This window comes from Stenotrophomonas sp. FW305-C-20-S1 (genome assembly GCF_058783335.1).
This window is the reverse complement of sequence record NZ_JBYTEK010000052.1, coordinates 1-23,211: the sequence shown is the minus strand read 5'-3', so window position 1 is coordinate 23,211 and position 23,211 is coordinate 1. Positions and strand designations below refer to the sequence as shown.

The window sequence follows — 23,211 nt, the reverse complement described above, 5'->3', positions numbered from 1 at the left end:
ATGGCGGGGTGGGTCCGGTTGCGGGGGACGCCGTAAACCCATCCCTGGGGGCTTGGCCGCGGCATCCATGCCGCGGACACCCCCGCAACCGGACCCACCCCGCCTTCGACAGTTGTCCGCTGCTCTTGGTGGGTGTCGACCTTGGTCGACACGGCATGGCCTGCTCTTGGTGGGGGTCGACCTTGGTCGACACAGTAGATCCACGCCATGCGTGGATCTACATAAAACCGGTACTTACGACTTCTTGATGGCGTGGCCGCCGAATTCGTTGCGCATCGCTGACAGCAGGCGGTCGGTGAACGAATTGGATTCGCGCGAACGCAGGCGTTCGAGCAGCGACAGGGTGATCACCGGGGCCGGTACGTCCAGCGCGATCGCTTCGGCGACGGTCCAGCGGCCTTCACCGGAATCTTCCACATACGGTGCGATGCCATCCAGCGAGGGATTGCGCTTGAGCGCTTCGGTGCTGAGGTCCAGCAGCCACGAACGCACCACGCTGCCGTGGCGCCAGACCTCGGCCACCTGGGCCAGGTCCAGTTCCATCTCCTGCTTGCGCTCCATCAACGCGAAGCCTTCGGCGTAGGCCTGCATCATTCCGTACTCGATGCCGTTGTGGACCATCTTGGTGAAGTGGCCTGCGCCGGAAGGGCCGACGCGCGCCCAGCCGCGGTCCTCGGCCGGTGCCAGCGTGCGCAGCAGCGGTGCGATCTGTTCGACCACCGCTGCATCGCCACCCACCATCAGGCTGTAGCCTTCCTGCAGGCCCCACACGCCGCCGCTGGTGCCACAGTCCACGTAGCCCAGGTCATCTTCGGCCAGCGCCTTGGCGCGACGGATCGAGTCCTGGTAGTTGGAGTTGCCACCGTCGATGACGATGTCACCTTCGGCCAGGTGCGGGGTCAACTGGCCCAGCGTCTGGTCCACGGTCTCGCCGGCGGGCACCATCAGCCACACCACGCGCGGCACCGGCAGCGCGGCCACTGCGGCGGCCAGCGAATCGACCACCTCCAGGCCGGCCTCGGCGGCGCGCTGGCGGGCGCCCTCGCCCGGGTCGTAGCCGACAACGCGGTGGCCACCGCGGTGCAGGCGCTGGGCCATGTTGGCGCCCATCCGGCCGAGGCCGATCATTGCAATATCCATTGTTTCACCTTCAGTTGGGGTCTAGGGTCAGGCTGCCTGGCCTGCCGGTGGCTGCGCAGTGGCGCAACTGCGCCTCGCGCCAACGCCGGTAGAGCGTGGTATGCAGATTGTGCAACGCCAGGTCGATGGAAAACGGCGTGCGCGGATTCCGGTCGAGCAGGCGGATGATGTGGTAGCCGACAGGACGTATACCGCGTGGGTGCGCGTAGATCACGAACTGCTGGTAGAACGGATCGTCCAGCAACTGGTCCATCTGCTGCACAACGTCACGATAGCGCGGGGCCAGCTGCGCACGCAGCGCTGGATCGCGTTCGTACAGCAACCGCTCGAAATAGCGTTGGCCGACACGCGGAATGCCCTGCGCCAGCTGCCACAGGGCACGGTTGCGCTGGTCATACCAGGCCAGGCCACCGTGCTCCGCCAGTGCCTGCGCCGCGCCTTCGCCCACCTCCACCACGACGAAGTTCTCCGCCTGGTTGCTCAGATCGTCCAAGGTGCCTTTGTCGAAGACGTGTTCGATGAAGCCCGGCAGCCCGACAAAGGCCTGCCGCCCCATCGCCGACGTGCGCACGGCCTTGCCGTCGGCCATGAACTGGCCGGCCTGCGCGCCCAGCAGGATGCTGTCGGTGTCGTGCAGGCCAAGGAACGTGCCGATGGACAGTTCGGCGGGCGCGAATTCCGCATCGAAGGCCGCATCGCCGTACAGCTCGCGCTGCGTGGCCAGCTGCGCGACCTGGCGGCCGACGCCGCACTCGGCGCGCACGTGGCCCGTATAGAACGCATCCAGCGCGTGGCTGTTGCTGGCGGCCGGCACATAGCCACGACCGAAGCTGCGCACCCGCTGCCATCCCTGTGCCGGGGCGCCGCGTGCGCCAAAGCCTATCCAGCCCAGCTGCACACCGGTGAAGCGGAAGGATTCATTGTCCTGCAGTGCCTGCGTAGCGCGTTGCACGGCAGCGCCCAGTTCAAAGGCGTAGGCACAGACCGTGGCCGGGTCATCCAGCAACTGCTGCAACAGGGCCTGCCGGTCGGCCTCAGCCAGCGTTCCCGGCCAGCGCACGCGTAGATCACCGGCCGCCTGCGCTTCGGCCAGCGAGGCACGCGTACACACCGGCCCACCCTGCACCTGTGGCGTGGTGATCGCTGCGGTTTCAAAGCGCCATCCCAGCCGCTGCAGCAGGCCTTGGCTGCACTCGGCCGTAGCGGCCAGCGTGCTCAGGGGCCAGCCCAGCAGCAGGGCCCACGCCATCACCCTGCCGCGCACGCTCAGCCCTGGTCCGTTGCTGCCGGCGCTGGTTCGGGCTCAGGCCCGGCAGGAGGCTGCGGCGACGCGGCCGGTTGCGGTTGCGGCTCTGGCTTCGCTGCCGCTGGCAGGTACTGCTGCAGGCGCTGGAAGAAGCGCCGATAGAACTCGGCATCGGTGATCGTGCTGCTGGCCACTTTCACCAGTGAGTCGTCATTGCTGCCGAACGGCAGCGACACCGAGCCCAGCGCGCCCACGCCCACACTGGCCGAGGTCGGGCTCTTCTTCAGTGCATAGCGGTCCTGCACGGCGCTGACGAACACCAACGCCTGGCTGCCACGCGGCGCGCACGAGATACGCAGCACCAGCTGTTCATGGTCGTCCTCGCGCGGCTGGAAGTTCTTGTTGCCTTCCACCTGCGCATCGTCCGAGCGTGCGATGGCATAGCCCTGGCTCAGCAGCGTGCGCCGTGCTGCTTCGCAGGCTTCGGCCGGACGTCCATCGACGGTGCGCGAGAAGGTGTCGCCGGAGTCGAAGGACTCCCGCAACAGGCTGCTGTCGGCGGCACGACCGCCACAGGCGGTCAATGCCAAGGCACTGGTGGCAGCCAGCAGGGAAGCAGAAAGAAGGGAGGCCCGCATGGGTACTCCTGCGAAGACGGTATCCCCGAGGGTAGCCCCCTGCCCGTGTGCGCCGGGTCGAAAACACTGATCCCGTCCGCCACCGTTGTACCCGGTTCATGCAAAAAGGGGACGGAGGGATCAAGTCGTTTGTGCCACTAACGACTTGATCCCTCCGTCCCCTTTTTCAGTCAATCAGTCGGCCCAGCGGCCTGCGGCGGTGGACTGCGGCAGGACCTGCGCCGACAGCGGACGGTCGGCCTCCAGCAGGTTCACCGCGTCGGCCAGGATCGAGGCCGATTCACGCAGCAACGGATCCGGACGCTTCTCGGCGGCCTTCTCGCGGGCGGCATCCTTGACGATGTCGCGCTCGTTGCCGGTCAGGCCGTCATCGCTGCTGTCATCGGCCAGCGGGTCCAGGGCCAGGCCCAGTTCCTTGCGCACGATCTGGCGCTGCTTGCGCTGGGTGTCCTGGCGCTCGCGCTCGGCACGTCGGGTCGCTTCATTCAGCGAGACGTACTTCTTCGCCGCTTCAGTACGGAACTGCTCCACGTCCTCGTTCCACCACTGGAATTCCTTGTCGGTGGCGATGCGCGCGTCGTGACGCGTTTCCAGCTTCGGCAGCAGCGGCGCGAAGTTGCCGTACTGGGTGTGCGGCACCGCGGCGATACGGGTCCACGGCAGGGCATTGTCGTAGGTGCTCTCGCCGAACTCGGTGGCATCGACGCTGGCCGGGAACGCCAGATCCGGCACCACACCCTTGTGCTGGGTGCTGCTGCCGCTGATGCGGAAGAACTGGGCGATGGTCAGCTTCACCTGGCCAAAGCGCTGGGCTTCGCCGCTCGGCCAACGGTCCAGGTCGACGATGTTCTGCACCGTGCCCTTGCCGAAGCTGGTTTCACCGATGACCAGGCCGCGGCCGTAGTCCTGGATGGCACCAGCAAAGATTTCCGACGCCGAGGCCGAACCACGGTTGATCAGCACGGCCAGCGGACCGTCCCATGCCACGCCCTGATTGCGGTCGCTGTTGACGGTGACACGGCCACCGGATTCGCGCACCTGCACCACCGGACCCTGCTCGATGAACAGACCGGTCAGCTCGATGGCTTCATCCAGCGAACCGCCACCGTTGTTGCGCAGGTCCAGCACCACGCCGTCCAGCTTGTCGGTCTTGAAACCGGCCAGCAGCTTGGCCACGTCGCGGGTGGCCGACGCGTAATCGGTGGCGTTGCGACGACGGCCTTCGAAGTCCTGGTAGAAGGTCGGCAGCTTGATCACGCCGACCTTGCGTGCCGGCTCGCCATTGACGGCCGGAATGGTCATGGTCTCGCCCTTGGCGGCCTGTTCGGCCAGGCGCACCTTCTGCCGGGTCAGCACCAGGGTGTGGTGCTTGCCGTCGACGCCCGCTTCGGCCGGAATGAACTCCAGCTTCACCTGGGTGTCCTTGGCGCCACGGATCTTGGCAACGACATCATCGATGCGCCAGCCGATCACATCTTCCACCAGCCCGGACTTGCCCTGGCCGACGCCGACGATGCGGTCACCCGGCTTCAGCGTGCCGTCCACAGCCGCCGGACCACCGGCGATGATCTCGCGGATCACCACCACGTCGTCCTGGCGCTGCAGCTGCGCGCCGATGCCTTCCAGCGACAGCGACATCGCCTGATTGAAGTTCTCGGCGGTGCGCGGGGTGAAGTAATCGGTGTGCGGATCAACCGCGCTGGTGTAGGCGTTCATGAAGAACTGGAAGGTGTCTTCGCCCTTCAGCTCGTTGACCGACTTTTCCAGGGTGGCGTAACGCTTGTCCAGCGTCTTGCGGATGTCATCGGACTTCTTGCCGGCCAGCTTCAGGCGCAGCCAGTCATTCTTCACCGACTTGCGCCACAGCTCGTCGAGCTCGGCGTTGGACGCTGCCCACGGCACGTCCTTGCGGTCGTACTCGAAGCGCTCGTCGGTGGTGAAATCCGGTTCCTGCTTCAGCAGCTTGCGCGCATAGGCCACGCGCTCGCCGACGCGCTGCTTGTACACCGCGAACACTTGGAAGGCCGGCTCCAGCTCGCCGCCGCGGATGGCATTGGCAATGCCGGCCTGGAACGGTGCGAAGCGGGTGATGTCGGCCTGGGTGAAGTACTGCTTGCCGCCGTCCAGCGTTTCCAGGTAGCGCTTGAACACATCCTTGGAGGTGGCTTCATCGAGCGCACGCGGGCGATAGGCGTAGCGGCTGTCGGACAACAGGCCGTATACCAGCTTGGAGGTGGTCACCTGATCGGCGGTAGCCGCCGCCGGCAACGCCGGCGAGTCGGCCTTGGCCGCCAGCGCCAACGGCGCGACCAGCGCCAGGGCCATCAGGAATGCGGGGGCTTTGAATTTCATTGACGTGCTCGAAGGCGCCTTGCCAAGGGGGAGACTGCAGGGTGTTCAGACACCACGACAGTGCCGAAAGTTGCCGGGTTTGTCACCCGTCCACTTCCAGTGGAAAACCAGCCTAGCGGGGCCGGTGTAGCAAATTGTGAATGGCTGAAGAGCGGCCCACCTTGCGGTGACGTCTATCAGGTTACGGAGGCCGTCGGGTTGCAAGCCCCCTGAGTCAGGGGGCGGCCGCGAAGCGGCGGGGGTGTGGGTGGTGGTAAGCCGGGGCCCACGGTGTGCGCAGCACACCGTGGGAAGCGGTAGCGCGCATAGCGCAACCGCTTACTGGACGCCGGCGCCCTTGGCCTGTACGTCGGCGTGGTAGGACGAGCGCACCATCGGGCCGGAGGCCACGTGGCTGAAGCCCAGCTCGTAACCGTAGACTTCCAGCGCCTTGTAGTCGTCCGGGGTCCAGTACTTCAGCACCGGGTGGTGGTGCGCGGTCGGCTGCAGGTACTGGCCGATGGTGATCATGTCCACATTGTGCGCACGCAGGTCGCGCATGGTGGCCTTGATCTGTTCGAAGTCTTCGCCCAGGCCCAGCATGATGCCCGACTTGGTCGGTACGTCAGGGTGCTGCGCCTTGAAGTTCTTCAGCAGGTTCAACGACCACTGGTAATCGGCACCCGGGCGCACGTTGCGGTACAGGTCCGGCACGGTTTCGATGTTGTGGTTGAACACGTCCGGCGGGTTCTGCGCGAGGATCTCCAGCGCGCGCTCCATGCGGCCCTTGCCGCGGAAATCCGGGGTCAGCACTTCGATGCGGGTGCCCGGCGACTTCTCGCGGATGGCGGTGATGCAGTCGACGAAGTGCTGGGCACCGCCGTCGCGCAGGTCATCGCGGTCGACGCTGGTCACCACCACGTACTTCAGGCCCATGTCGGCCACGGTCTGGCCCAGGCTGGCCGGCTCGTTGGCATCGGGCGGCTTCGGCCGGCCGTGTGCCACGTCGCAGAACGAGCAGCGGCGGGTGCAGACCTCGCCCAGGATCATGAAAGTGGCGGTGCCGTGGCCGAAGCATTCGTGGATGTTCGGGCAGCTGGCTTCCTCGCACACGGTCACCAGGCGGTTCTCGCGCAGCTTGGCTTTCAGGTTCTGCACGGCATTGCCCGAAGGAATGCGCACGCGGATCCAGGAGGGCTTGCGCAGCACCGGCACGTCGGCGAACTGCACCGGCGAACGGTTGATCTTGTCCCCACCCATCTGCTTGACCCCGGCCTGCAACGGCGCGGTGGACGGAAGCTCGGCCTGCACGATCTGCAGGGGAATGGTGCGGGCAGTGGTTTCAGTCATGGCGTTTCCGGGGGCGGTCAGGCGGCCGCAGAGAGATCAGGCAGTTCAGGCACGGGCTGCAGCAGCAGGCCGAACTGGCGGGCCAGGTGGTCCAGCAGCACCGGCTTGACGGCGTCCATCCCGGACGGACCGCCCAAGTCTAGCACCGTGGTCACCTGCAACCCCTCGTAACCACAGGGGTTGATGCGGTGGAAAGGGTCGAGGTCCATGGCCACGTTGAAGGCCAGGCCGTGGAAGGTGCAGCCGCGCCGCACGCGGATGCCGAGCGCGGCGATCTTGGCGCCGCCGACGTAGACGCCCGGGGCGCCATCGAGCCGTTCGGCACCGATGTTCCATTCCGCCAGGGTGTCGATGATGGCCTGCTCGATGCGGCATACGTAGTCGCGCACGCCGATGCCCAGCCGCGGCAGCCGCAGCAGCGGATAGATCACGATCTGGCCGGGGCCGTGGTAGGTCACCTGGCCACCGCGATCGACGTGGACCACCGGGATCTCACCCGGCGCCAGCACGTGTTCGACCTTGCCGGCCTGGCCCAGGGTGAACACCGGCTCGTGCTCGACCACCCACAGCTCGTCCAGCGTGTCATCGTCGCGCTGGTCGGTGAAACGCTGCATGGCGTGCCAGACCGGCTCGTAGGCCTGGCGCCCCAGGTCACGGACCACCGCCGGGCGCGGCGGGCGCGCCTCGGGGGCAGCCGCTTCGGCAGCGCAGCTGACGGCTACACCGTCCACTTCACTTCCGGGTGGTCGCGCAGGGCCTGGTGGGCCACGTCGTACTGTTCACGGTTCTCGGCCCGGAAGACCAGGCGCACCGAGACGTACTTGCCGTTGGACGAATGCTTCCAGCTGATGCGCTCGTTCACCACGTCGACGCCAGCAGCCAGCAGCAGGCGGGGGAGTTCATGCTCCAGGCCGCGGTTGGCCGGGCCCATCGCGCTGAGCTCGAACTGACCGGGGAACTGGAAGCCGTGTTCGGGGTTGTCGGACTTGATTTCCATGCGCCCATTATCGGGCCGCAGGGCAACAAACCCAAGAGTATTCATGTAAGCCGGCGGCACTGCGGGCGGGCCGCTGCGTTGCAGCTGAACATCCATTCAGGCTGGGACCCACCTCCCAGGGCCCCTGCCCCATCGCTGCGGCTTCACCTGCGGTAACCGATTGTATCGATCAGACAATGTTGTTTTCGGAACAGACAAGTGATCCCAGCGCGCTCGTTCCATCACAGCGCCGGGAGTACCGTGTCGTTGCATAAAACGACAGACAAAAGCCCCCTTCCCGATGATCATCCCATCCATGCGCTACCTCGCATCCTTTGGATTGTCCGGCCTGCTGGCCACCGCCCTTCCCCTTTCCGCCTACGCAGCCGAGCAATGCGGCCCGGACGCGATGCGCGAGCATCCGCCGCAGGTCAATTTCCGCGTCGACAACGACCTGTTCGGCGGCCGCCACCAGGATCAGGGCTATACCAACGGCGCCCAGCTGACCCTGGTCTCGCCCAACCTGGTCGATTACACCGACGACCCGTGCCTGCCGCGCCTGGCGCGCTGGGTGAACAGCCACCTGGAGGCACTGCACCCGGGCAGGTTCGAACAGCAGAACATGATCTTCAGCCTGGCCCAGGGCATCTTCACCCCCACCGATTTCACCCGGAAGGACCTGATCGAAGACGACCGCCCGTATGCGGGCGTACTGGTGGCCAGCTTCGGCTACAACGCACGCAGCGGCGACCACCTGCAGACCACCCAGCTGACCCTGGGCGTGGTGGGCCCGTGGGCGCAGGGCCGGCAGGTGCAGAACGCGGTGCACGACGTGCTGGGTGATGAGAAATTCCAGGGCTGGGACAACCAGCTGCACAACGAACCGGTGTTCATGCTGACCCACGAGCGCATGCGCCGCTGGCCGAGCGATGCCAGCATCAATGCCGACGGCTGGGGCTGGGATGCGATCAGCCATTACGGCGGCTCGATCGGCAACCTGGAAACCAAGGCCAACGTCGGCGGCGAAGTGCGTTTCGGCTGGAAGCTGCCCGACGATTTCGGCAGCACCCCGCTGCGCCCGGCCGGCGAGAACACCGCGCCGACCCGGGGTGGCAAGCCCAGTGGCTGGTCGTGGCACATGTTCGCCACCACCGATGCGGCGTGGGTGATCCGCGATATCACCCTGGACGGCAACACGTTCCGCAACAGCCACAGCGTGGACAAGCGCCACGTGGTCGCCTACGGCGGTTACGGCGTGGCAGTGATGCGCGGCCGCTGGAAATTCGCGGTAGCCCGCTACCACAGCACCCGCGAGTTCAATGGCCAGCGCGAAGCCCCGGTGTTCGGCAGCTTCACCATCAGCCGCTCGCTGTAAGCGAGGGGCTGCGTCCACCGGGCATGGCCCGGCGCTACCCGATCATCGGTAGTAGGTGCCGACCGTTGGTCGGCACACCGGATTGAATCGCTCGCTGTAATCCGGGGCTGCGTCCCACGAAAAAGGCCGGCATTCGCCGGCCTTTTTCATTCACCGCAGCAGGCTGCGGATCATTCCGATTCCCACCACATCCAGAAGCTGTCCCACAGGCGCTTGAAGAAGCCGGCCTGCTCGACGGCGGCCACAGCCACCAGCGGCGCTTCGGCCACCAGCTTGCCATCCAGGGTGACCTTGACGGTGCCGATCTGCTGGCCAGCGGTGAACGGCGCTTCCAGGGTCTTGGGCACGTCGATGCTCGGCTTCAGGTCGTTGTAACGACCGCGCGGCACGCTGACCAGCATCGGCTGCGCCACGCCCAGCTGCACCTTGTCGGTGGTGCCCTTCCATACCTTGTGCTCGGCCACGGCCTTGCCCGGCTCGTACAGGCGGTGGGTCTCGAAGAAGCGGAAGCCCCAGTTCAACAGGGCCAGGCTGTCATCGGCGCGCTGCTTTTCCGACGCGCCACCCAACACCACCGCGACCAGGCGCTGGTCACCGCGCTGGGCCGAGCTCATCAGGCAGTAGCCGGCCTCGGAGGTGTGGCCGGTCTTGATGCCGTCCACGCTGCCATCGCGCCACAACAGCAGGTTGCGGTTGGGCTGCTTGATGGTGCCGACCTGGAATTCCTTGATCTTGTTGTACGCGTAGGTTTCCGGGTAGTCGCGCACCATCGCGCGGCCCAGCAGGGCCAGGTCGTAGGCGCTGCTGTGATGGCCCGGGGCGGTCAAGCCGTGGGCGTTCACGAAATGCGAGTTCTTCATGCCGATCTTGGCGGCGTAGCTGTTCATCAGCGAAGCAAAGGCTTCTTCGCTGCCGGCCACGTGCTCGGCCAGGGCGATCGCGGCGTCATTGCCGGACTGGATCGCCATGCCCTTTTCCATGTCTTCCAGGCGCGCGGTCTGGTTGACCGGGAAGCCGCTGTAGCTGCCGTCGGTGCCGGCACCACCTTCGCGCCAAGCGCGTTCGCTCATCATCACCTGGTCATCGGGACGGACCTTGCCGTTCTTGACCTCGGCGGCGATCACGTACGACGTCATCACCTTGGTGATGCTGGCCGGGGCCAGCTGTTCGTTGATGTTCTCGCCTGCCAGCACCTGGCCGGTGGCGTAGTCCATCAGCACCCAGGCCTTGGAAACGCTGGGTGCAGGCGCCGGCGGCGTGGCCACGGTGGCGGGGGCAGCAGCGGCGGCAGGCGCCGGGGTGGCCGGGGTCGGCAGCGGCGTCTGGGCGGAGGCCAGGCCCACCACCAGGGTGGCGGCCAGGGCAGTGGCGGCGGAACGGAAATTCATGGGACAGCAGGCTCCAGGGGACGGCCGGAAAATGAAGGATGGGGCGAGGTGGCCATTGTAAGGCCGAGGTGGCAAGGGCCGGCAGCACCGGCCCGGGCGGAATCAGTCCTTGACGATCTGTGGCGAGCCAAAGCCCAGACCCGAGATGCGCCCGGCAAGTTCCGCCGCGCTGGCATGGTCGCTGGCGGGAACCCGCAGGCGCCACAGGGTACGGCCGCCCGCAGCGATGTCGCTGATGGTGGCACCGACGATGCCGGCAGCGTTGAGCTGGCCCATCGCCCGGTTGGCGTTGTCGCGGTTGGAGAAGCTGGCGACCTGCAGCATCACCGCGCCCACCACCTTCTGCGACAGGCTGGGGCTGCTGGCCGGGGCCGGGCTGCGCGGCATGGCGGTGGTCACGACCGGCGCTGCCGGACGCGACGCGGGTGCGCTGGGCGGCAGGCTGCTGACCGCCACTTCCGGCATCGTGCTGACAGCGGCCTGGGTGGTAGCCGGCTGGCCGCGCTCGGGCGCGGCGTCGGCCGGCAGGCGCTTGACCAGTCGATCGATGTCGCTGTCGGCAACCGCACGTGCGGTGGGTGCGGGGCGTGCGCTGGCAACGGCAGCGGTAGCCGCTTCAGCAGCACGGCGTTCGCGGCGCGACGGCTTCTGCGCCATCAGGTTGGTTTCACCCGGCTGCACTGCGCGCACTTCCACGTTGCCGGTACCGCGCTGGGTGATGCCCAGGCGCACAGCGGCGGCGTAACTGAGATCGACCACGCGGCCATCGTGGAACGGGCCACGATCATTGACGCGCACGATCACCGATTCGCCGTTGTCCAGGTTGGTCACGCGGGCGAAGCTGGGCAGCGGCAGGGTCTTGTGCGCAGCGGTGAACTGGTACATGTCGTAGACCTCGCGGTTGGAGGTCAGGCGGCCATGGAACTTGGCGCCGTAGTACGAAGCGGTGCCGCGTTCAACGTAGTTGCGGGTGTCGTCGAGCACCTTGTACTGCTTGCCCAGCACCACGTAGGGCGACTTGTTGCCGATCGCCGAGCGATCCTCATTGGTCACCACCGGCTCGGGAATACAGGCCACGTTGGGCACGTAACTGGGCGTGGTGTCTTTCACGCCGGGCTTGTACAGGCCACCGGCGGTGTAGTTGCCACGGGTGGACAGGTCCTCGGTGGCCGCCGCGTACGGCGAGCCCTCCGGACAATGCGCCGGACGCCCACCCTTGCCCTGCACCACCGTGCCGGACGGCTTGCCACCGTGGCCGGCGGTCGCCGGCTTTTTCGGCGCGCTGCTGCAGGCGGCCAGCGCGAGGACGATCAATCCAGGGACCAGCCATCTGATGTTCATGCCGGGGGCAGCTCCTGTCCGGCAATGGCCTGCGACAACTGGAACACGGCCATCGCGTACATCTTCGAGAGGTTGTAGCGGGTGATTGCGTAGTAGTTCTGGAAGCCCAGCCAGTACTGCTTGCCGGTGCTGCCTTCAAGGGTGATCGGGGTGGCGGTGGCACCCGGCTGCACCGGCGCGCTGGGCTGGTAGCCGCGCTGGGCCAGGTCGGCCAGCGACCAGGTGGGCATCCACTCGGTCGGGTTGAACTCCTCGCGGCCGGCGGCGAGCGTGGCCGGCACGGCGACCTGGCCGCCGCGCACCCAGCCACCCTTCTTCACGAAGTAGTTGGCGATGGACGAGAACACGTCGTCGTAGCTGGTGAACAGGTCACGGCGACCATCGCGGTTGCCGTCCACGGCGTAATCCAGGTAGCTGGAGGGCATGAACTGGCCCATGCCCATCGCACCGGCATAGCTGCCCTTGAGCGTGGTGATGTCCAGCTTTTCCTCGCGGCCCAGCTCGAACAGCTTGGCCAGTTCATCGCGGAAGAACAGCTCGCGGCGCACTTCGCGCTCCAGCTTGGCCGGGTCGCCACTGCGCGGGTAATAGAAGGCCAGGGTGTACAGCGCATCCAGCACGCGATGGCTGCCGGCATTCTTGCCGTAGCTGGTTTCCACGCCGATGATCGCCACGATCACTTCCGCCGGTACGCCGGTGCGCTGCTGCACACGGTCCAGTTCGGCGCGATGCTGGGCAAGAAACGCCTTGCCGCCATCGATGCGTGCCTTGCTGATGAACATCGGCCGGTATTCGTTCCACGGCTTGACCCGTTCGGCCGGCCGCGACATGGCAGCAATGATCGGCTGGCGCACCTGCGCCTGGTCGAGCACGTTGCGGATCTCGTCGGGCTTGAGGCCGTAGCGCTTGGCGGTGTCGGCAATGAATCTGGCGCGCGCGGTTTCGAACGGCACCGGGGTGAGATCGACCGGTGCTGCCGTGGCCGCGGTCGCTTCCGGCGCGGCCTCGGCCGGGCCGTGGGGCTTGGCCGCCGGGTGGCGCGGCGTACTGCTGGCCTGTGGCGAAGTCGGTGGGGACGTCGGCTGGGTCGCGCAGGCGACCAGGCCGAGGGTGAGCATGCAGGCCAGAGAACGTCGAATCATCACCGCAGGTTAGCAGGTCATGGATGAATTAAAACCCCTAACACCATGAATCACAACGATTTGCACGCGTTCAGCACGAAATGTGAAGACGTTGTGATTGACCTACCCCATTCAGGCAGAGGTTGCCGGTTGCGTCCCCATCCCCGCAGACGCAACCGGCCGCCGGACCCGGTCGGTACCTGCGCGGCTGCCGCTCCCCAGTGGCAGTGCTCCGCGCTCCCTGTACCCGTTGGATCAGTACTGCTTTCCCATCCGACGCCCCTCGCGCTGCATCAAAGACGGCGCGCCATGCCGAACGGGCCGCCATTGTGCAGGCCGATTGCGACAAGTCCATTGATCAGGATCAACGCGGCGTCAAAATGTGAATTGGCGCCCACTTTTAATGGAACTTCGTCAGCGGCGATGCTGCTGTGCGGCGTTGTGGGAACGATTACAGAAATGCGCTTGCGCAGATTCATGCGCGCATCGGCGGCGAAGGTCGGCCAACGGCGAAGCCCCTCGTGGGTGAGCGCTGAAAGCAACAGCCGTGGTTGGCCGGGCGGGTGGGGTTCGCGGGGGACTATCCACCCGCCCGGCCAGCCCTCAGCAATCCAGCTTTCCACGACCCGCCCGCCCCCACCCACGAGGGGCTGCGCCGTTGGCTGGAAACCTACGCGTGCACCGGCCGATGCCCCCGCACCGCCATCACCAGCCCGATCCCCGCCAGCAACGACACCGCCGAGGTGCCGCCATAACTGATCAACGGCATCGGAATGCCCACCACCGGCAGCAATCCGGAAATCATCCCGCCGTTGACCAGCACGTACACGAAGAACGCCAGGCCGAGGCTCCCAGCCAACAACCGCGCGTGCGTGTCGCGTGCCTGCACCGCGATCGACAGGCAACGCCCGACCACGAACAGATACAGCGCGAACACCACCACCACGCCAATCCAGCCGAATTCCTCGGCAAGCACCGAGAACGCGAAATCGGTGGTGTACTCGGGCAGGAAATCCAGCGTGGCCTGTGTGCCGTGGCCCCAGCCGCGCCCCTGCATGCCACCCGAGCCGATGGCGATGCGCGACTGCAGGATGTTCCAGCCGGTGCCCAACGGATCGGCAGCCGGATCCAGGAAGGTCAGCACGCGATTCTTCTGGTATTGCCGCAGCAGCCCGAACCAGGCCAACGGCGCAGCCACCGACACCGCGCCCAGTCCGGCCGCCACCCAGCGCCACTGCAGGCCCGCCAGCAGCAGGGCGAACACGCCGCTGGCGGTGACCAGGGTGGCAGTGCCGAGATTGGGCTGCATCAGGATCAGCAGCGCTGGCACCCCGATCAGTACTGCGGCCGTCAGCACCGTGCGCGGCGATGGCGGCAGCGGCTGGCGGTGCAGATACCAGGCCATCATCAACGGCAGGCTGAGCTTGAGCAGTTCCGAAGGCTGCAGGTAGAACACGCCGAGGTTGAGCCAGCGCTGCCCGTATTTGCCGGTGCCGATCACGTACACCGCCATCAGCGGCAGCATCGACAGTGCATAGATCGCCGGCGTCCACGCGCGCAGGCGCAGCAGCGAAACCCGCGACAGCAGCCACATCGCGGCCAGGCCACCGGCAAAGCGCATCGCCTGCCCGTGCACCGGCCCGTTCACGCTGTGCAGCACCGCCAGGCCTGCGCCCATCAGGACCAACAACGCGATCAGCAACGGCAGATCGATCGTGCGCAGCGCCTCACGGCAGCCACCAAGCATTCGTTTCCATTTCACCCGCGGCACGGTAGCAACCGGCGCTTTCGCGAAGCTGTCAGCGCTGTTTGACGCTATCGACTCCTTCGGCGACAACTGCCTTGGGCGCCCGGATTTTCCGGGTTTCAAACAATTCTGATTGGAGCCGCAAGGGCCCCGTGCACATCATGTGCGGCCACCGACAACGGGTGGCACGGGACTCCAATCCCGTTTGATAGATGCGTTGTTTACGCTTGCCAGCCGGCGTCGCTTTTTCCTTGTTGAGCGGCGTCGGCTGGCAATCCGTCCGTGCGTCTTTGGCGGGCGGTGCGTGGAGGGCCTCGTGCCCGCCGGCGTTCCAGCGTCTATCACCGGTATTGGAGCCACGCATCGCCTGCCACCCTCGCCTCCACGCGGGGTGGCCCTTGCCGACCGCACGAGGACCCCGCCATGTCCGCTTCCACCTACCCGTACCTGTTCGCCACGCTGGGCGAGGCTGCTCACCAACTGCCGCATGACATCGCCCGCGCGCTGGAAACCACGCTCACTGCAACGCAGGCCGCCAACGCGCCGGGCGGCCCTACCCTGCTGGACTGCCTGCAGCGCATCCGCCAGGTGGAAGCGGCAGATGGCCAGCCGTGGCCGAGCAAAGGGCGAACGCAGGCGCAGTGCATGGCGATGGCGCGCATCGACCGCGCCAATGCCGGGCTGACCTTCCTGCTGGAACTGCTGCACGCCAGCGAACGCGTGCGCGTGGACGGAGACGGGGACGACACGCAGCATCTGCCCGACGACGCCCGCGAAGGCCTGCTGCTGGCCTGCCGAGGCCTGTCGGAATACGTGGATGTGCAGTTGCAGGCCGCGTAATGCGCACGTCGCTGTGCCCTCGCCTGCCTCTCGTACAGCGCATGCCGGCCCTGAGCCGAGCATGGCTCGGCACTACAAAGAGCGAAACGACCCGCTTCTGCTCTGCTTTATTTCTCTTTGCGTGGGTGGCCACCGCAGGAAACTGTCAGAGGCCGGGCGGGGTGGGTTGGCGGGGGTGTCCGCGGCATGGATGCCGCGGCCAAGCCCCCAGGGATGGTTCACGGCGTCCCCCGCGAATCCACCCCGCCCGGCCAACCACGGCTGTTGCTTTCAGCAACCACCCACGAAGGGCTGCGCCGATGGCTGGAAACTACCCGTAACCGCCATGCACCGGATTGTGACGACGCACCGCCATCACCAACCCGAACCCCGCCAGCAGCGACACCGCCGACGTACCGCCGTAACTGATCAACGGCATCGGCACACCTACCACCGGCAGCAGGCCGGAAATCATCCCGCCGTTCACCAGTACATAGACGAAGAACGCCAGACCCGTGGCACCGGCCAGCAGGCGCGAGTACGAATCGCGCGACTGGCTGGCGATCCACAGGCAGCGCCCGATCACCACCAGGTACAGCGTCAGCACCAGCGCCACGCCGATCCAGCCGAACTCCTCGCTCAGCACTGAGAACGCGAAGTCGGTGGTCTGCTCGGGAATGAAATTCAGGTGCGACTGCGAGCCTTCGCCCCAGCCCTTGCCGTCGAAACCGCCGGAACCAATGGCGATCTTCGACTGGATGATGTTCCAGCCCGCGCCCAGCGCATCCATTTCCGGGTCGAGGAACATCATGATGCGGTCCTTCTGGTACGGCCGCAGCAACCAGAACCAGGCGACCGGCGCCACCGCTGCCACACCGCCCACGCCCAGCCCCACCCACCACCACGGCAGGCCCGCCAGCAGCAGCACGAACACACCACTGGCGGCGATCAGCACGCCGGTGCCGAAGTCGGGCTGCAGCATCACCAGCCCGGTCGGCACACCGATGATCACCATCGCCACCAGCACCGTGTTGAAGCGCGGCGGCAGCGGCATCTTGTGCAGGTACCAGGCCACCATCATCGGCAGGCTGACCTTGAGCAGTTCGGCCGGCTGCAGGTAGAAGAACTTGAGGTCCAGCCACTGCCGGCCGTATTTCCCCGTTCCCAGCGCGAACACCGCCAGCAACGGGATCATCGAGATGGCGTAGATCAGTGGCGTGGCCGAGCGGATGCGCAGGATCGGCGCCCGCGAAATGCCCCACATCGCCGCCAGACCCACGGCAAAACGCACGCCCTGCGCCATCACCAGGCCATCGCCGCCAGCACTCTTCAACGTCGCCAGGCCGATCACCATCAGCGCGCCCAGGGCCAGGCACAGCAGCCAGTCGAGGCTGCTGAAGAACCGCTGCAGCATTTCCCCGGCCCAGCGCAGGAAGGCGCTCATCGGCTGGCCTCCGCCGCGACGGTCGGGCGAGGACCGACGGGCACCGCCGCAGCAGATGGCGAACCCGGAACCGGTGCCGGTGCCGGTGGCGGTGCGGGCATGCCGATCAGCACCGGGTGCTCGCCCAGCTCGGCGGCGGCGGCGTCGCCGGCCGGGCGCGCGTTCACGTCCTCATTGTCGAAGGCGGTGATGCCGATGGCGGTGGTGCCGCGTTCGCTGTCCAGCGGCTGCATGCCTTCAGGCATCTTGCCCAGCAGCCAGGCATCGAAGATCTTGCGCGCGATCGGTGCGGCCGCCGCGCCGCCGTAACCGCCGCCTTCCACGGCGATGGCCAGCGCGATCACCGGCTGCTCGGCCGGCGCGAAGCCGACGAACAGCGCACGGTGGCGCAGGTGCATCGGCAGGCTTCTGGGATTGACCGCGGCCGTGCCCTTGCGGCTGACGACCTGTGCCGTGCCTGTCTTGCCCGCCATCGTGTACGGCGCGCCGGCCGCCATGCGTGCGGCGCTGCCGCCGGGAAGCATGGTGGCCATCATGCCCTCGCGCACGGCCTGAAGATTGTTCGGGTTGGGGCTGACCGGCTTGCTCGGGCCGGGCTCCGCCGCCACCCAGTCGCTGTCGAAACCAGCACGCTGCTGCATCACCAGATGCGGCGTGCGCAGCTGGCCATTGGCCAGGCCGCTGACACCACGGGCCAGCTGCAGCGGGGTGACCTTCCAGTCGCCCTGGCCGATGCTGATGTTCACCGTGTCGCCGGGATACCAGGCTTCCTTGCGGCTCTTCCGCTTGTAGGCCGGCGACGGCAGGATGCCGGAGATCTCGCCGGTCAGATCGATGCCGGTCGGCTGGCCGAAGCCGTAGTACTCCATGTAATGGTCGAACCGCTCGATGCCCAGGTCCAATGCCAGCCGGTAGTAGTACGTATTGACCGACTGCGCGATGGATTTGCGCAGATCGGTCCAGCCGTGACCACCACGATGCGAATCACCCCAGCCACGCGAGGTGCCCGGCAGGTAGAACATGCCGGTCGACAGCACCTTGTCCTCCGGACGGCGAACGCCCGAATCGAGGCCGGCCAGGCCGATCAGCGGCTTCAGGGTCGAACCGGGGGCAACGCCGCCGAGTACCAGGCGATTGAACTGCGGGCGCGACGGGTTGTCGTTCAACGCCTTGAAATCGGCATGCGAGATGCCGTTGACGAACAGGTTCGGGTCGTAGGACGGCAGGCTGACCATCGCCAGCACTTCACCGGTACGCGGGTCCATCGCCACGGCCGAGCCTTCCTGATCACCGAAGGCAGCCACCATCGCCCGCTGCAGGTCGGCGTCGATCGACAGCCGCAGATCGGCGCCGGATTGCGCAGCGACACGGCCGATGGTGCGGATCGCGCGGCCCTGCACGTTGGTCTCGACCTGCTCGTAGCCGACCTTGCCGCGCAGTTCCTGCTCGTAATAGCGCTCCAGGCCGGACTTGCCGATGTGGGTCAATGCGGCATTGCCCTCGCCGAGGATCTCCAGATCCTTGTCGTCGACCCGGCCAACGTAGCCGATGATGTGCGCGAACAGGTCGCCATAGGGATAGCGACGGGTCAGGTACGGTTCCAGCTCGACGCCGGGAAAGCGCCAGCGGTCCACCGCGAAGCGCGCCATTTCCTCATCGCTCATGCGCAGCTTCAGCGTGACCGGCAGGAACTTGCGGCGCGCCTTGCGCGACTTGTTGAACGCTTCCAGCTCTTCCGGACTGATCTGGATGATCTTCGCCAGCCCTTCCAGGGTGGCGTCCATGTCCTTGACCTTGTCCGGGGTCACATCCAGGCGGAATGCCGGCACGTTCTCGGCCAGCAACCGACCATTGCGGTCATAGATCATGCCGCGCCCGGGCACCACCGGCCGCGGCTTGATGCGGTTGGCTTCGGATCGGGTGGCGTAGATGTCGTGGTCCAGCACCTGCAGCTTGAAGTACCAGCCGCCCAGGCCCAGCAGGCAGACCAGTACGCCGAAGAAGCCCAACGCCGCACGGCGCCGGAACTGTTCGGCTTCGGCGTGCGGATTCTTGACCTGGCGGCGCGGCAGCATGGCTCAGCGCCCGCGCTTGCCGAAGCGCACCGCGTCCAGCAGTACGAACACCAGCGGCCACAGGCCCATGCCCAGCAACGGTGCCCACCAGTACGACCACGGCAGGGTCGGCTCGCCCACCAGGATATGGACCAGCGCGCTGACGATGCGATCGTTGAACAGCAGGCCGCCGATGGCCAGCATCTGCTGCGACATCGGGAAGAAGCGGATGCGCGCGCGGAAGCGCTGCAGGATGAAGGCCAGCATCACCAAGCGCAGCGCCTGCTCGCCCAGCACCCCGCCATACAGCAGGTCGGCGACGACGCCGCTGGCGAAGGCGATGCCGAGGCCGACGCGCTCGGGCGCTTCGATGACCCAGTAGGCAAGCACCAGTGCGAGCCAATATGGACGCAGCGGCTGCAGCAGCGCGGGCAACGGCAGCAGGCCCAGCAGCAGGGCCACCACCAGGCTGGCCGGCAGCACCCAGCGGTTGTCGCGAAGGCGGCTCATCGCTGCGCCTCCGGCTGCGGTTGGGTGGGCTGCGGTTGCGTTTGCTGCGGTTGCCGGCCAGCGGCCGGCACTACCGGGGAGGGCTGCGTCGTCGAAGGCGCGAGGCCCGACGGGCTCGTCGCAGACGAGGACGGCTGCCGGCCAGCGGCCGGCACTACCGGGGTAGCCTGCGTTGCTGCAGGCGCGGGGCCGGTCGGCAGCGCTGTGGCATCGGCCGGGCCACCGGGAGCGGCCTGTTCCATCTGCAGGCGCAGGTTCGGCGGAATGCGGATCGCAGCGCCGGGGCGCAGCAGCAGCACGTCGCGGCCGCGATCAAGCTGCGCGGCCGGTTTCAGTTCGCCCACCAGGAAGGCATGGGTATCGTCCGGGCGCAGCCCGGTGATGGTGCCGACCGGGAATCCGGCAGGGAAGCGGCCACCGAGACCGGACGTGACGATCTCATCGCCCACTTCCACGCCGGCGCTGAGCGGGATGTCGCGCAGTTCCAGCTTGTCGCCGCGGCCGTAGACAATCAGGCGCACGCCATTGCGGGCCACGGTCACCGGCACCGCGTGGTCGGGGTCGGTCAGCAACAGCACGGTAGAGCTGCCCGCGGTCACGCTGATCACCTGGCCCATCAGGCCGCCGGAATCGATCACCGCCTGGCCGACGTGCACGCCTTCGCGGCTGCCGGCGTCCAGCACCAGGCGCTGTTTGACCGGGTCCAGGTCGATGTCCAGGATCGGCGCCAGCTGCACGTCCAGGCCACTGCGCTCGGCCACGTTCAGCAGTTCGCGCAGCTGCGCGTTGTCCAGTGCGGCGGTCTGCAGGCGGGTCAGGCGGGCGTTGGCCAGCAGCAGCTGGTTGCGCAGCTCGCGGTTCTCGGTCACCAGCTGGCCGTGGCTGGCGGCGGTGTCGCGCACCTGGCCGCCGAGCTTGCCGGGCAGGCCGGCCAGGGCCCACACCGGCTGCACCAGGCTGTTGGCCTGCTCGCGCAGACGCGCCAGCCAGCCAGCCTGGTCGTCGAGGACGATCAAGGTGATTGCCAGTGCGAGATAGGCCAGCAGCCGCAGCGGGCTGGCGGCATCACCGGATCGGGAAGCGACGGGAGGTCCGGCGTAGGGCGGCACGGCAGCGATTCAACTGGCAGAAGGCGGAAGGGAAACACGCGGGCGCCCCGCCGGTGCCGACCCGCCGATGTGGCGGGCCGCACCCCGGAGGGGCGCTGCGGGCGCAGGCAGCCGGGACGGCTTATTCCGGCGCAAAGAACTCGTTGCCGTGCATGTCGACCAGTTCCAGCGCACGACCGCCACCGCGGGCCACGCAGGTCAGCGGGTCATCAGCCACCTGCACGTGCAGACCGGTTTCCTCGGAAATCAGGCGGTCCATGTCGCGCAGCAGGGCGCCACCACCGGTCAGCACGATGCCGCGCTCGGCGACGTCGGCGCACAGTTCCGGCGGGGTCTGTTCCAGTGCCAGCTTGACCGCGCTGACAATGCCAGACAGCGGCTCGTGCAGCGCTTCAAGCACTTCGTTGGAGCTGATCTTGATCATCTTCGGCACGCCCTCGGCGAGGTTGCGGCCGGAGATTTCCATCTCGATCGCTTCCGCCTGCGGGTAGGCACAGCCCAGTTCGACCTTGATGCGCTCGGCGGTGGCTTCACCGATCAGCATGCCGTGGTTGCGGCGCACATAGTTGGTGATCGATTCGTCGAAGCGGTCGCCGCCGATACGCACCGAGGCGGAATAGACGATGCCGTTGAGCGAGATCACCGCCACTTCAGTGGTGCCGCCGCCGATATCGATGACCATCGAGCCACGGGCCTCGGTGACCGGCATGCCGGCACCGATCGCGGCCGCCATCGGTTCTTCGATCAGGAACACGTCACGGGCACCGGCCTCCTCGGCCGATTCCTTGATGGCGCGGCGCTCGACCTGGGTCGAGCCGGCCGGCACGCAGACCAGCACGCGCGGGCTCGGGCGCAGGAAGCGCGACTTGTGCACCTTCTTGATGAAGTGCTTGAGCATCGCCTCGGTGTAGGTGAAGTCGGCGATGACACCGTCCTTCATCGGGCGGATGGTGGTGATGTGGCCCGGGGTACGGCCAAGCATCTGCTTGGCCTCGGCGCCAACGGCTGCCACCGACCGGGTACCACCAATGGCGCGATCCTGGCGCACAGCGACCACGGACGGCTCGTTCAGCACGATTCCCTGCCCACGCACATAGATGAGGGTGTTGGCCGTGCCCAGGTCGATGGACAGGTCATTGGAGAACATGCCGCGCAGTTTCTTGAACATCTGGGAGTTGATCCTGAGGGGTGTCGCGCCCAACGCGGGATGGCGAAAAAATGGGCAGAAATCGAGGTCGACAAGCCTAGCAACCTGCCTGCCGCCGAGCAAGGAGAAAACTAGCTGAACCCGCGCCTTCACAGGCTTTCGGCCTGATCGGGCATCACCCGGTTCTGGCCCTGAGCGGCACCAGCGGGTAACCTTTGCGCCGTCGGGCGCCCAAGGGCGCCGTTTGCTTGCCTGCCGAAGTGGGCAGGCCCACCCCAAAATTCACCGCATAGGCTTACATCGATGTCCGCTCTGATCTGTGGTTCTCTTGCCTTCGACACCATCATGGTGTTCCCGGACCAGTTCAAGAATCACATCCTGCCGGACAAGGTGCACATCCTGAACGTGTCCTTCCTGGTGCCGCGCATGCGCCGCGAGTTCGGCGGCTGCGCCGGCAACATCGCCTACAACCTGCACCTGCTCGGTGGCGATCCGATCCCGATGGGCACGGTGGGTTCGGACTTCGGCCCGTACCGCGAGCACTTCGATGCCCTGGGCATCGACCTCACCCGCGTGCGCGTGATCGATGAGCTGTTCACCCCGCAGGCGTTCATCACCACCGACCACGACAACAACCAGATCACCGCCTTCCACCCAGGCGCGATGATGCGTTCCTACGAAAACCACGTGCGCGACGTGCCGGGCGTCAGCCTGGGCCTGGTCGGCCCGGACGGCCGCGAAGGCATGATCCAGAACGCGCTGGAATTCCACGAAGACGGCGTGCCGTTCATCTTCGACCCGGGCCAGGCGATGCCGCTGTTCAACGGCCCGGAACTGCGCGAGTTCATCGAGCAGGCCGATTACGTGGTGGTCAACGACTATGAGTCGAACCTGCTGCAGGAACGCACCGGCTGGAACGAAAAAGAGATCGTCAGCCGGGTCAAGGCCTACATCACCACCCGCGGCCCGAAGGGCGCAGTGATCCACACCCCGGAAAAGAGCTACGACATCCCGCCGGCGCACGAGCGCCGCGTGGTCGATCCGACCGGCTGTGGCGACGCGTTCCGCGCCGGCCTGATCTACGGCATCCAGAAGGGCTTCGACTGGCTGACCATCGGCCGCATGGGCAACCTGATGGGCGCGCTGAAGGTCGAGCACCCGGGCACCCAGAACCAGCGTTTCACCTTCGATGAGTTCAACGAGCAGTTCAAGCAGCAGTTCGGTTACGCGTTGAACGCGTAAACGAACTGCCCGCGCATTCCACCCGACGCGCCAGGGAGGAATGCTTGGTCGACCTGCCGGCCAGCGGCCGGCACCGCTCTGGTAGCGCCGGGCCACGCCCGGCGGCTTTCCGATCAGACACCTTCGATTCCAGACGCAGCCCGCGCTGCGCGCTCGCCGGGCATGGCCCGGCGCTACCTCCAGCTCAGGGCCTGCCTTACTGCCGGCCAGCGGCCGGCACCTCTCTATTCGCA

At 66.8% G+C, this 23,211-nt stretch carries 20 protein-coding genes; 3 read left to right on the top strand and 17 right to left on the bottom strand.

What is annotated here, in order from left to right; translation table 11 throughout:
* Nucleotides 1-234 precede the first annotated feature (234 nt).
* The 7 genes from gnd to AC3WTC_RS19090 form a co-directional block, all read right to left on the bottom strand.
* Nucleotides 235-1,140, bottom strand: coding sequence for a phosphogluconate dehydrogenase (NAD(+)-dependent, decarboxylating) (gene gnd, locus AC3WTC_RS19120; protein WP_025878699.1), 906 nt, complete (start codon nucleotides 1,138-1,140; stop codon nucleotides 235-237).
* A gap of 10 nt (nucleotides 1,141-1,150) precedes the next feature.
* Nucleotides 1,151-2,389: a hypothetical protein gene (locus tag AC3WTC_RS19115; RefSeq protein WP_492712296.1), complete on the bottom strand. Its 1,239-nt coding sequence runs from the start codon at nucleotides 2,387-2,389 to the stop codon at nucleotides 1,151-1,153.
* A gap of 17 nt (nucleotides 2,390-2,406) precedes the next feature.
* A complete protein-coding gene (locus AC3WTC_RS19110) occupies nucleotides 2,407-3,024 on the bottom strand; it encodes a DUF2242 domain-containing protein (RefSeq protein WP_033832021.1) in 618 nt (205 codons plus the stop codon).
* A 174-nt stretch (nucleotides 3,025-3,198) separates the two neighbouring features.
* Entirely contained in the window at nucleotides 3,199-5,376 is a 2,178-nt protein-coding gene (locus AC3WTC_RS19105; RefSeq protein WP_025878702.1) for a carboxy terminal-processing peptidase, read from the bottom strand.
* Between the two features lie 318 nt (nucleotides 5,377-5,694).
* Nucleotides 5,695-6,705 (bottom strand): lipoyl synthase, encoded by a 1,011-nt coding sequence (gene lipA / locus AC3WTC_RS19100; RefSeq protein ID WP_059065144.1) that lies wholly within the window; start codon nucleotides 6,703-6,705, stop codon nucleotides 5,695-5,697.
* Between the two features lie 17 nt (nucleotides 6,706-6,722).
* A complete protein-coding gene (gene lipB, locus AC3WTC_RS19095; RefSeq protein ID WP_244439085.1) occupies nucleotides 6,723-7,367 on the bottom strand; it encodes a lipoyl(octanoyl) transferase LipB in 645 nt (214 codons plus the stop codon).
* A 56-nt stretch (nucleotides 7,368-7,423) separates the two neighbouring features.
* Entirely contained in the window at nucleotides 7,424-7,702 is a 279-nt protein-coding gene (locus tag AC3WTC_RS19090) for a YbeD family protein (protein WP_032975372.1), read from the bottom strand.
* 295 nt (nucleotides 7,703-7,997) lie between these two features.
* On the opposite strand from AC3WTC_RS19090, the gene AC3WTC_RS19085 reads away from it, so the two are divergent.
* On the top strand, nucleotides 7,998-9,056 hold the full coding sequence (locus AC3WTC_RS19085; protein WP_492712295.1) for a lipid A deacylase LpxR family protein: 1,059 nt from the start codon (nucleotides 7,998-8,000) through the stop codon (nucleotides 9,054-9,056).
* A gap of 170 nt (nucleotides 9,057-9,226) precedes the next feature.
* Here AC3WTC_RS19085 and AC3WTC_RS19080 read toward each other — a convergent pair whose 3' ends face one another.
* The 5 genes from AC3WTC_RS19080 to rodA (AC3WTC_RS19060) all read right to left on the bottom strand — a co-directional run bounded on the left by AC3WTC_RS19080 (nucleotide 9,227) and on the right by rodA (AC3WTC_RS19060) (nucleotide 14,653).
* Nucleotides 9,227-10,444: a D-alanyl-D-alanine carboxypeptidase family protein gene (locus tag AC3WTC_RS19080; RefSeq protein WP_032975369.1), complete on the bottom strand. Its 1,218-nt coding sequence runs from the start codon at nucleotides 10,442-10,444 to the stop codon at nucleotides 9,227-9,229.
* Nucleotides 10,445-10,546: 102 nt separating this feature from the next.
* Nucleotides 10,547-11,785 (bottom strand): septal ring lytic transglycosylase RlpA family protein, encoded by a 1,239-nt coding sequence (locus tag AC3WTC_RS19075; RefSeq protein WP_088100957.1) that lies wholly within the window; start codon nucleotides 11,783-11,785, stop codon nucleotides 10,547-10,549.
* Nucleotides 11,782-12,927 carry a lytic murein transglycosylase B gene (gene mltB / locus AC3WTC_RS19070; RefSeq protein ID WP_492712294.1) on the bottom strand — a complete coding sequence of 382 codons (1,146 nt, stop codon included), beginning with the start codon at nucleotides 12,925-12,927 and terminating at the stop codon, nucleotides 11,782-11,784. Before mltB ends, AC3WTC_RS19075 begins: the two co-directional genes overlap by 4 nt.
* Nucleotides 12,928-13,199: 272 nt before the next feature.
* Nucleotides 13,200-13,385 (bottom strand): hypothetical protein, encoded by a 186-nt coding sequence (locus tag AC3WTC_RS19065; RefSeq protein WP_134833093.1) that lies wholly within the window; start codon nucleotides 13,383-13,385, stop codon nucleotides 13,200-13,202.
* Nucleotides 13,386-13,576: 191 nt separating this feature from the next.
* The gene (gene rodA / locus AC3WTC_RS19060; protein WP_301865574.1) at nucleotides 13,577-14,653 is read right to left on the bottom strand and encodes a rod shape-determining protein RodA; all 1,077 of its coding nucleotides are present in this window, start codon (nucleotides 14,651-14,653) and stop codon (nucleotides 13,577-13,579) included.
* A gap of 423 nt (nucleotides 14,654-15,076) precedes the next feature.
* Here rodA (AC3WTC_RS19060) and AC3WTC_RS19055 point away from each other — a divergent pair, with 423 nt between their 5' ends.
* Nucleotides 15,077-15,493, top strand: a complete 417-nt coding sequence (locus AC3WTC_RS19055; protein ID WP_492712292.1) for a hypothetical protein — start codon at nucleotides 15,077-15,079, stop codon at nucleotides 15,491-15,493.
* 310 nt (nucleotides 15,494-15,803) lie between these two features.
* Here AC3WTC_RS19055 and rodA (AC3WTC_RS19050) read toward each other — a convergent pair whose 3' ends face one another.
* The 5 genes from rodA (AC3WTC_RS19050) to AC3WTC_RS19030 form a co-directional block, all read right to left on the bottom strand.
* Complete coding sequence (gene rodA, locus AC3WTC_RS19050) at nucleotides 15,804-16,916, bottom strand: rod shape-determining protein RodA (protein WP_025877247.1); 1,113 nt, start codon at nucleotides 16,914-16,916, stop codon at nucleotides 15,804-15,806.
* Entirely contained in the window at nucleotides 16,913-18,991 is a 2,079-nt protein-coding gene (gene mrdA / locus AC3WTC_RS19045; RefSeq protein ID WP_025877249.1) for a penicillin-binding protein 2, read from the bottom strand. The genes rodA (AC3WTC_RS19050) and mrdA overlap by 4 nt, the downstream gene beginning before the upstream one ends.
* Before the next feature lie 3 nt (nucleotides 18,992-18,994).
* Nucleotides 18,995-19,480, bottom strand: coding sequence for a rod shape-determining protein MreD (gene mreD, locus AC3WTC_RS19040; RefSeq protein WP_025877251.1), 486 nt, complete (start codon nucleotides 19,478-19,480; stop codon nucleotides 18,995-18,997).
* Nucleotides 19,477-20,589, bottom strand: a complete 1,113-nt coding sequence (gene mreC, locus AC3WTC_RS19035) for a rod shape-determining protein MreC (protein WP_140225480.1) — start codon at nucleotides 20,587-20,589, stop codon at nucleotides 19,477-19,479. Before mreC ends, mreD begins: the two co-directional genes overlap by 4 nt.
* Nucleotides 20,590-20,710: 121 nt before the next feature.
* The gene (locus tag AC3WTC_RS19030; RefSeq protein ID WP_025877255.1) at nucleotides 20,711-21,757 is read right to left on the bottom strand and encodes a rod shape-determining protein; all 1,047 of its coding nucleotides are present in this window, start codon (nucleotides 21,755-21,757) and stop codon (nucleotides 20,711-20,713) included.
* 282 nt (nucleotides 21,758-22,039) lie between these two features.
* On the opposite strand from AC3WTC_RS19030, the gene AC3WTC_RS19025 reads away from it, so the two are divergent.
* Complete coding sequence (locus AC3WTC_RS19025) at nucleotides 22,040-22,978, top strand: carbohydrate kinase family protein (RefSeq protein ID WP_059065157.1); 939 nt, start codon at nucleotides 22,040-22,042, stop codon at nucleotides 22,976-22,978.
* Nucleotides 22,979-23,211 lie beyond the last annotated feature (233 nt).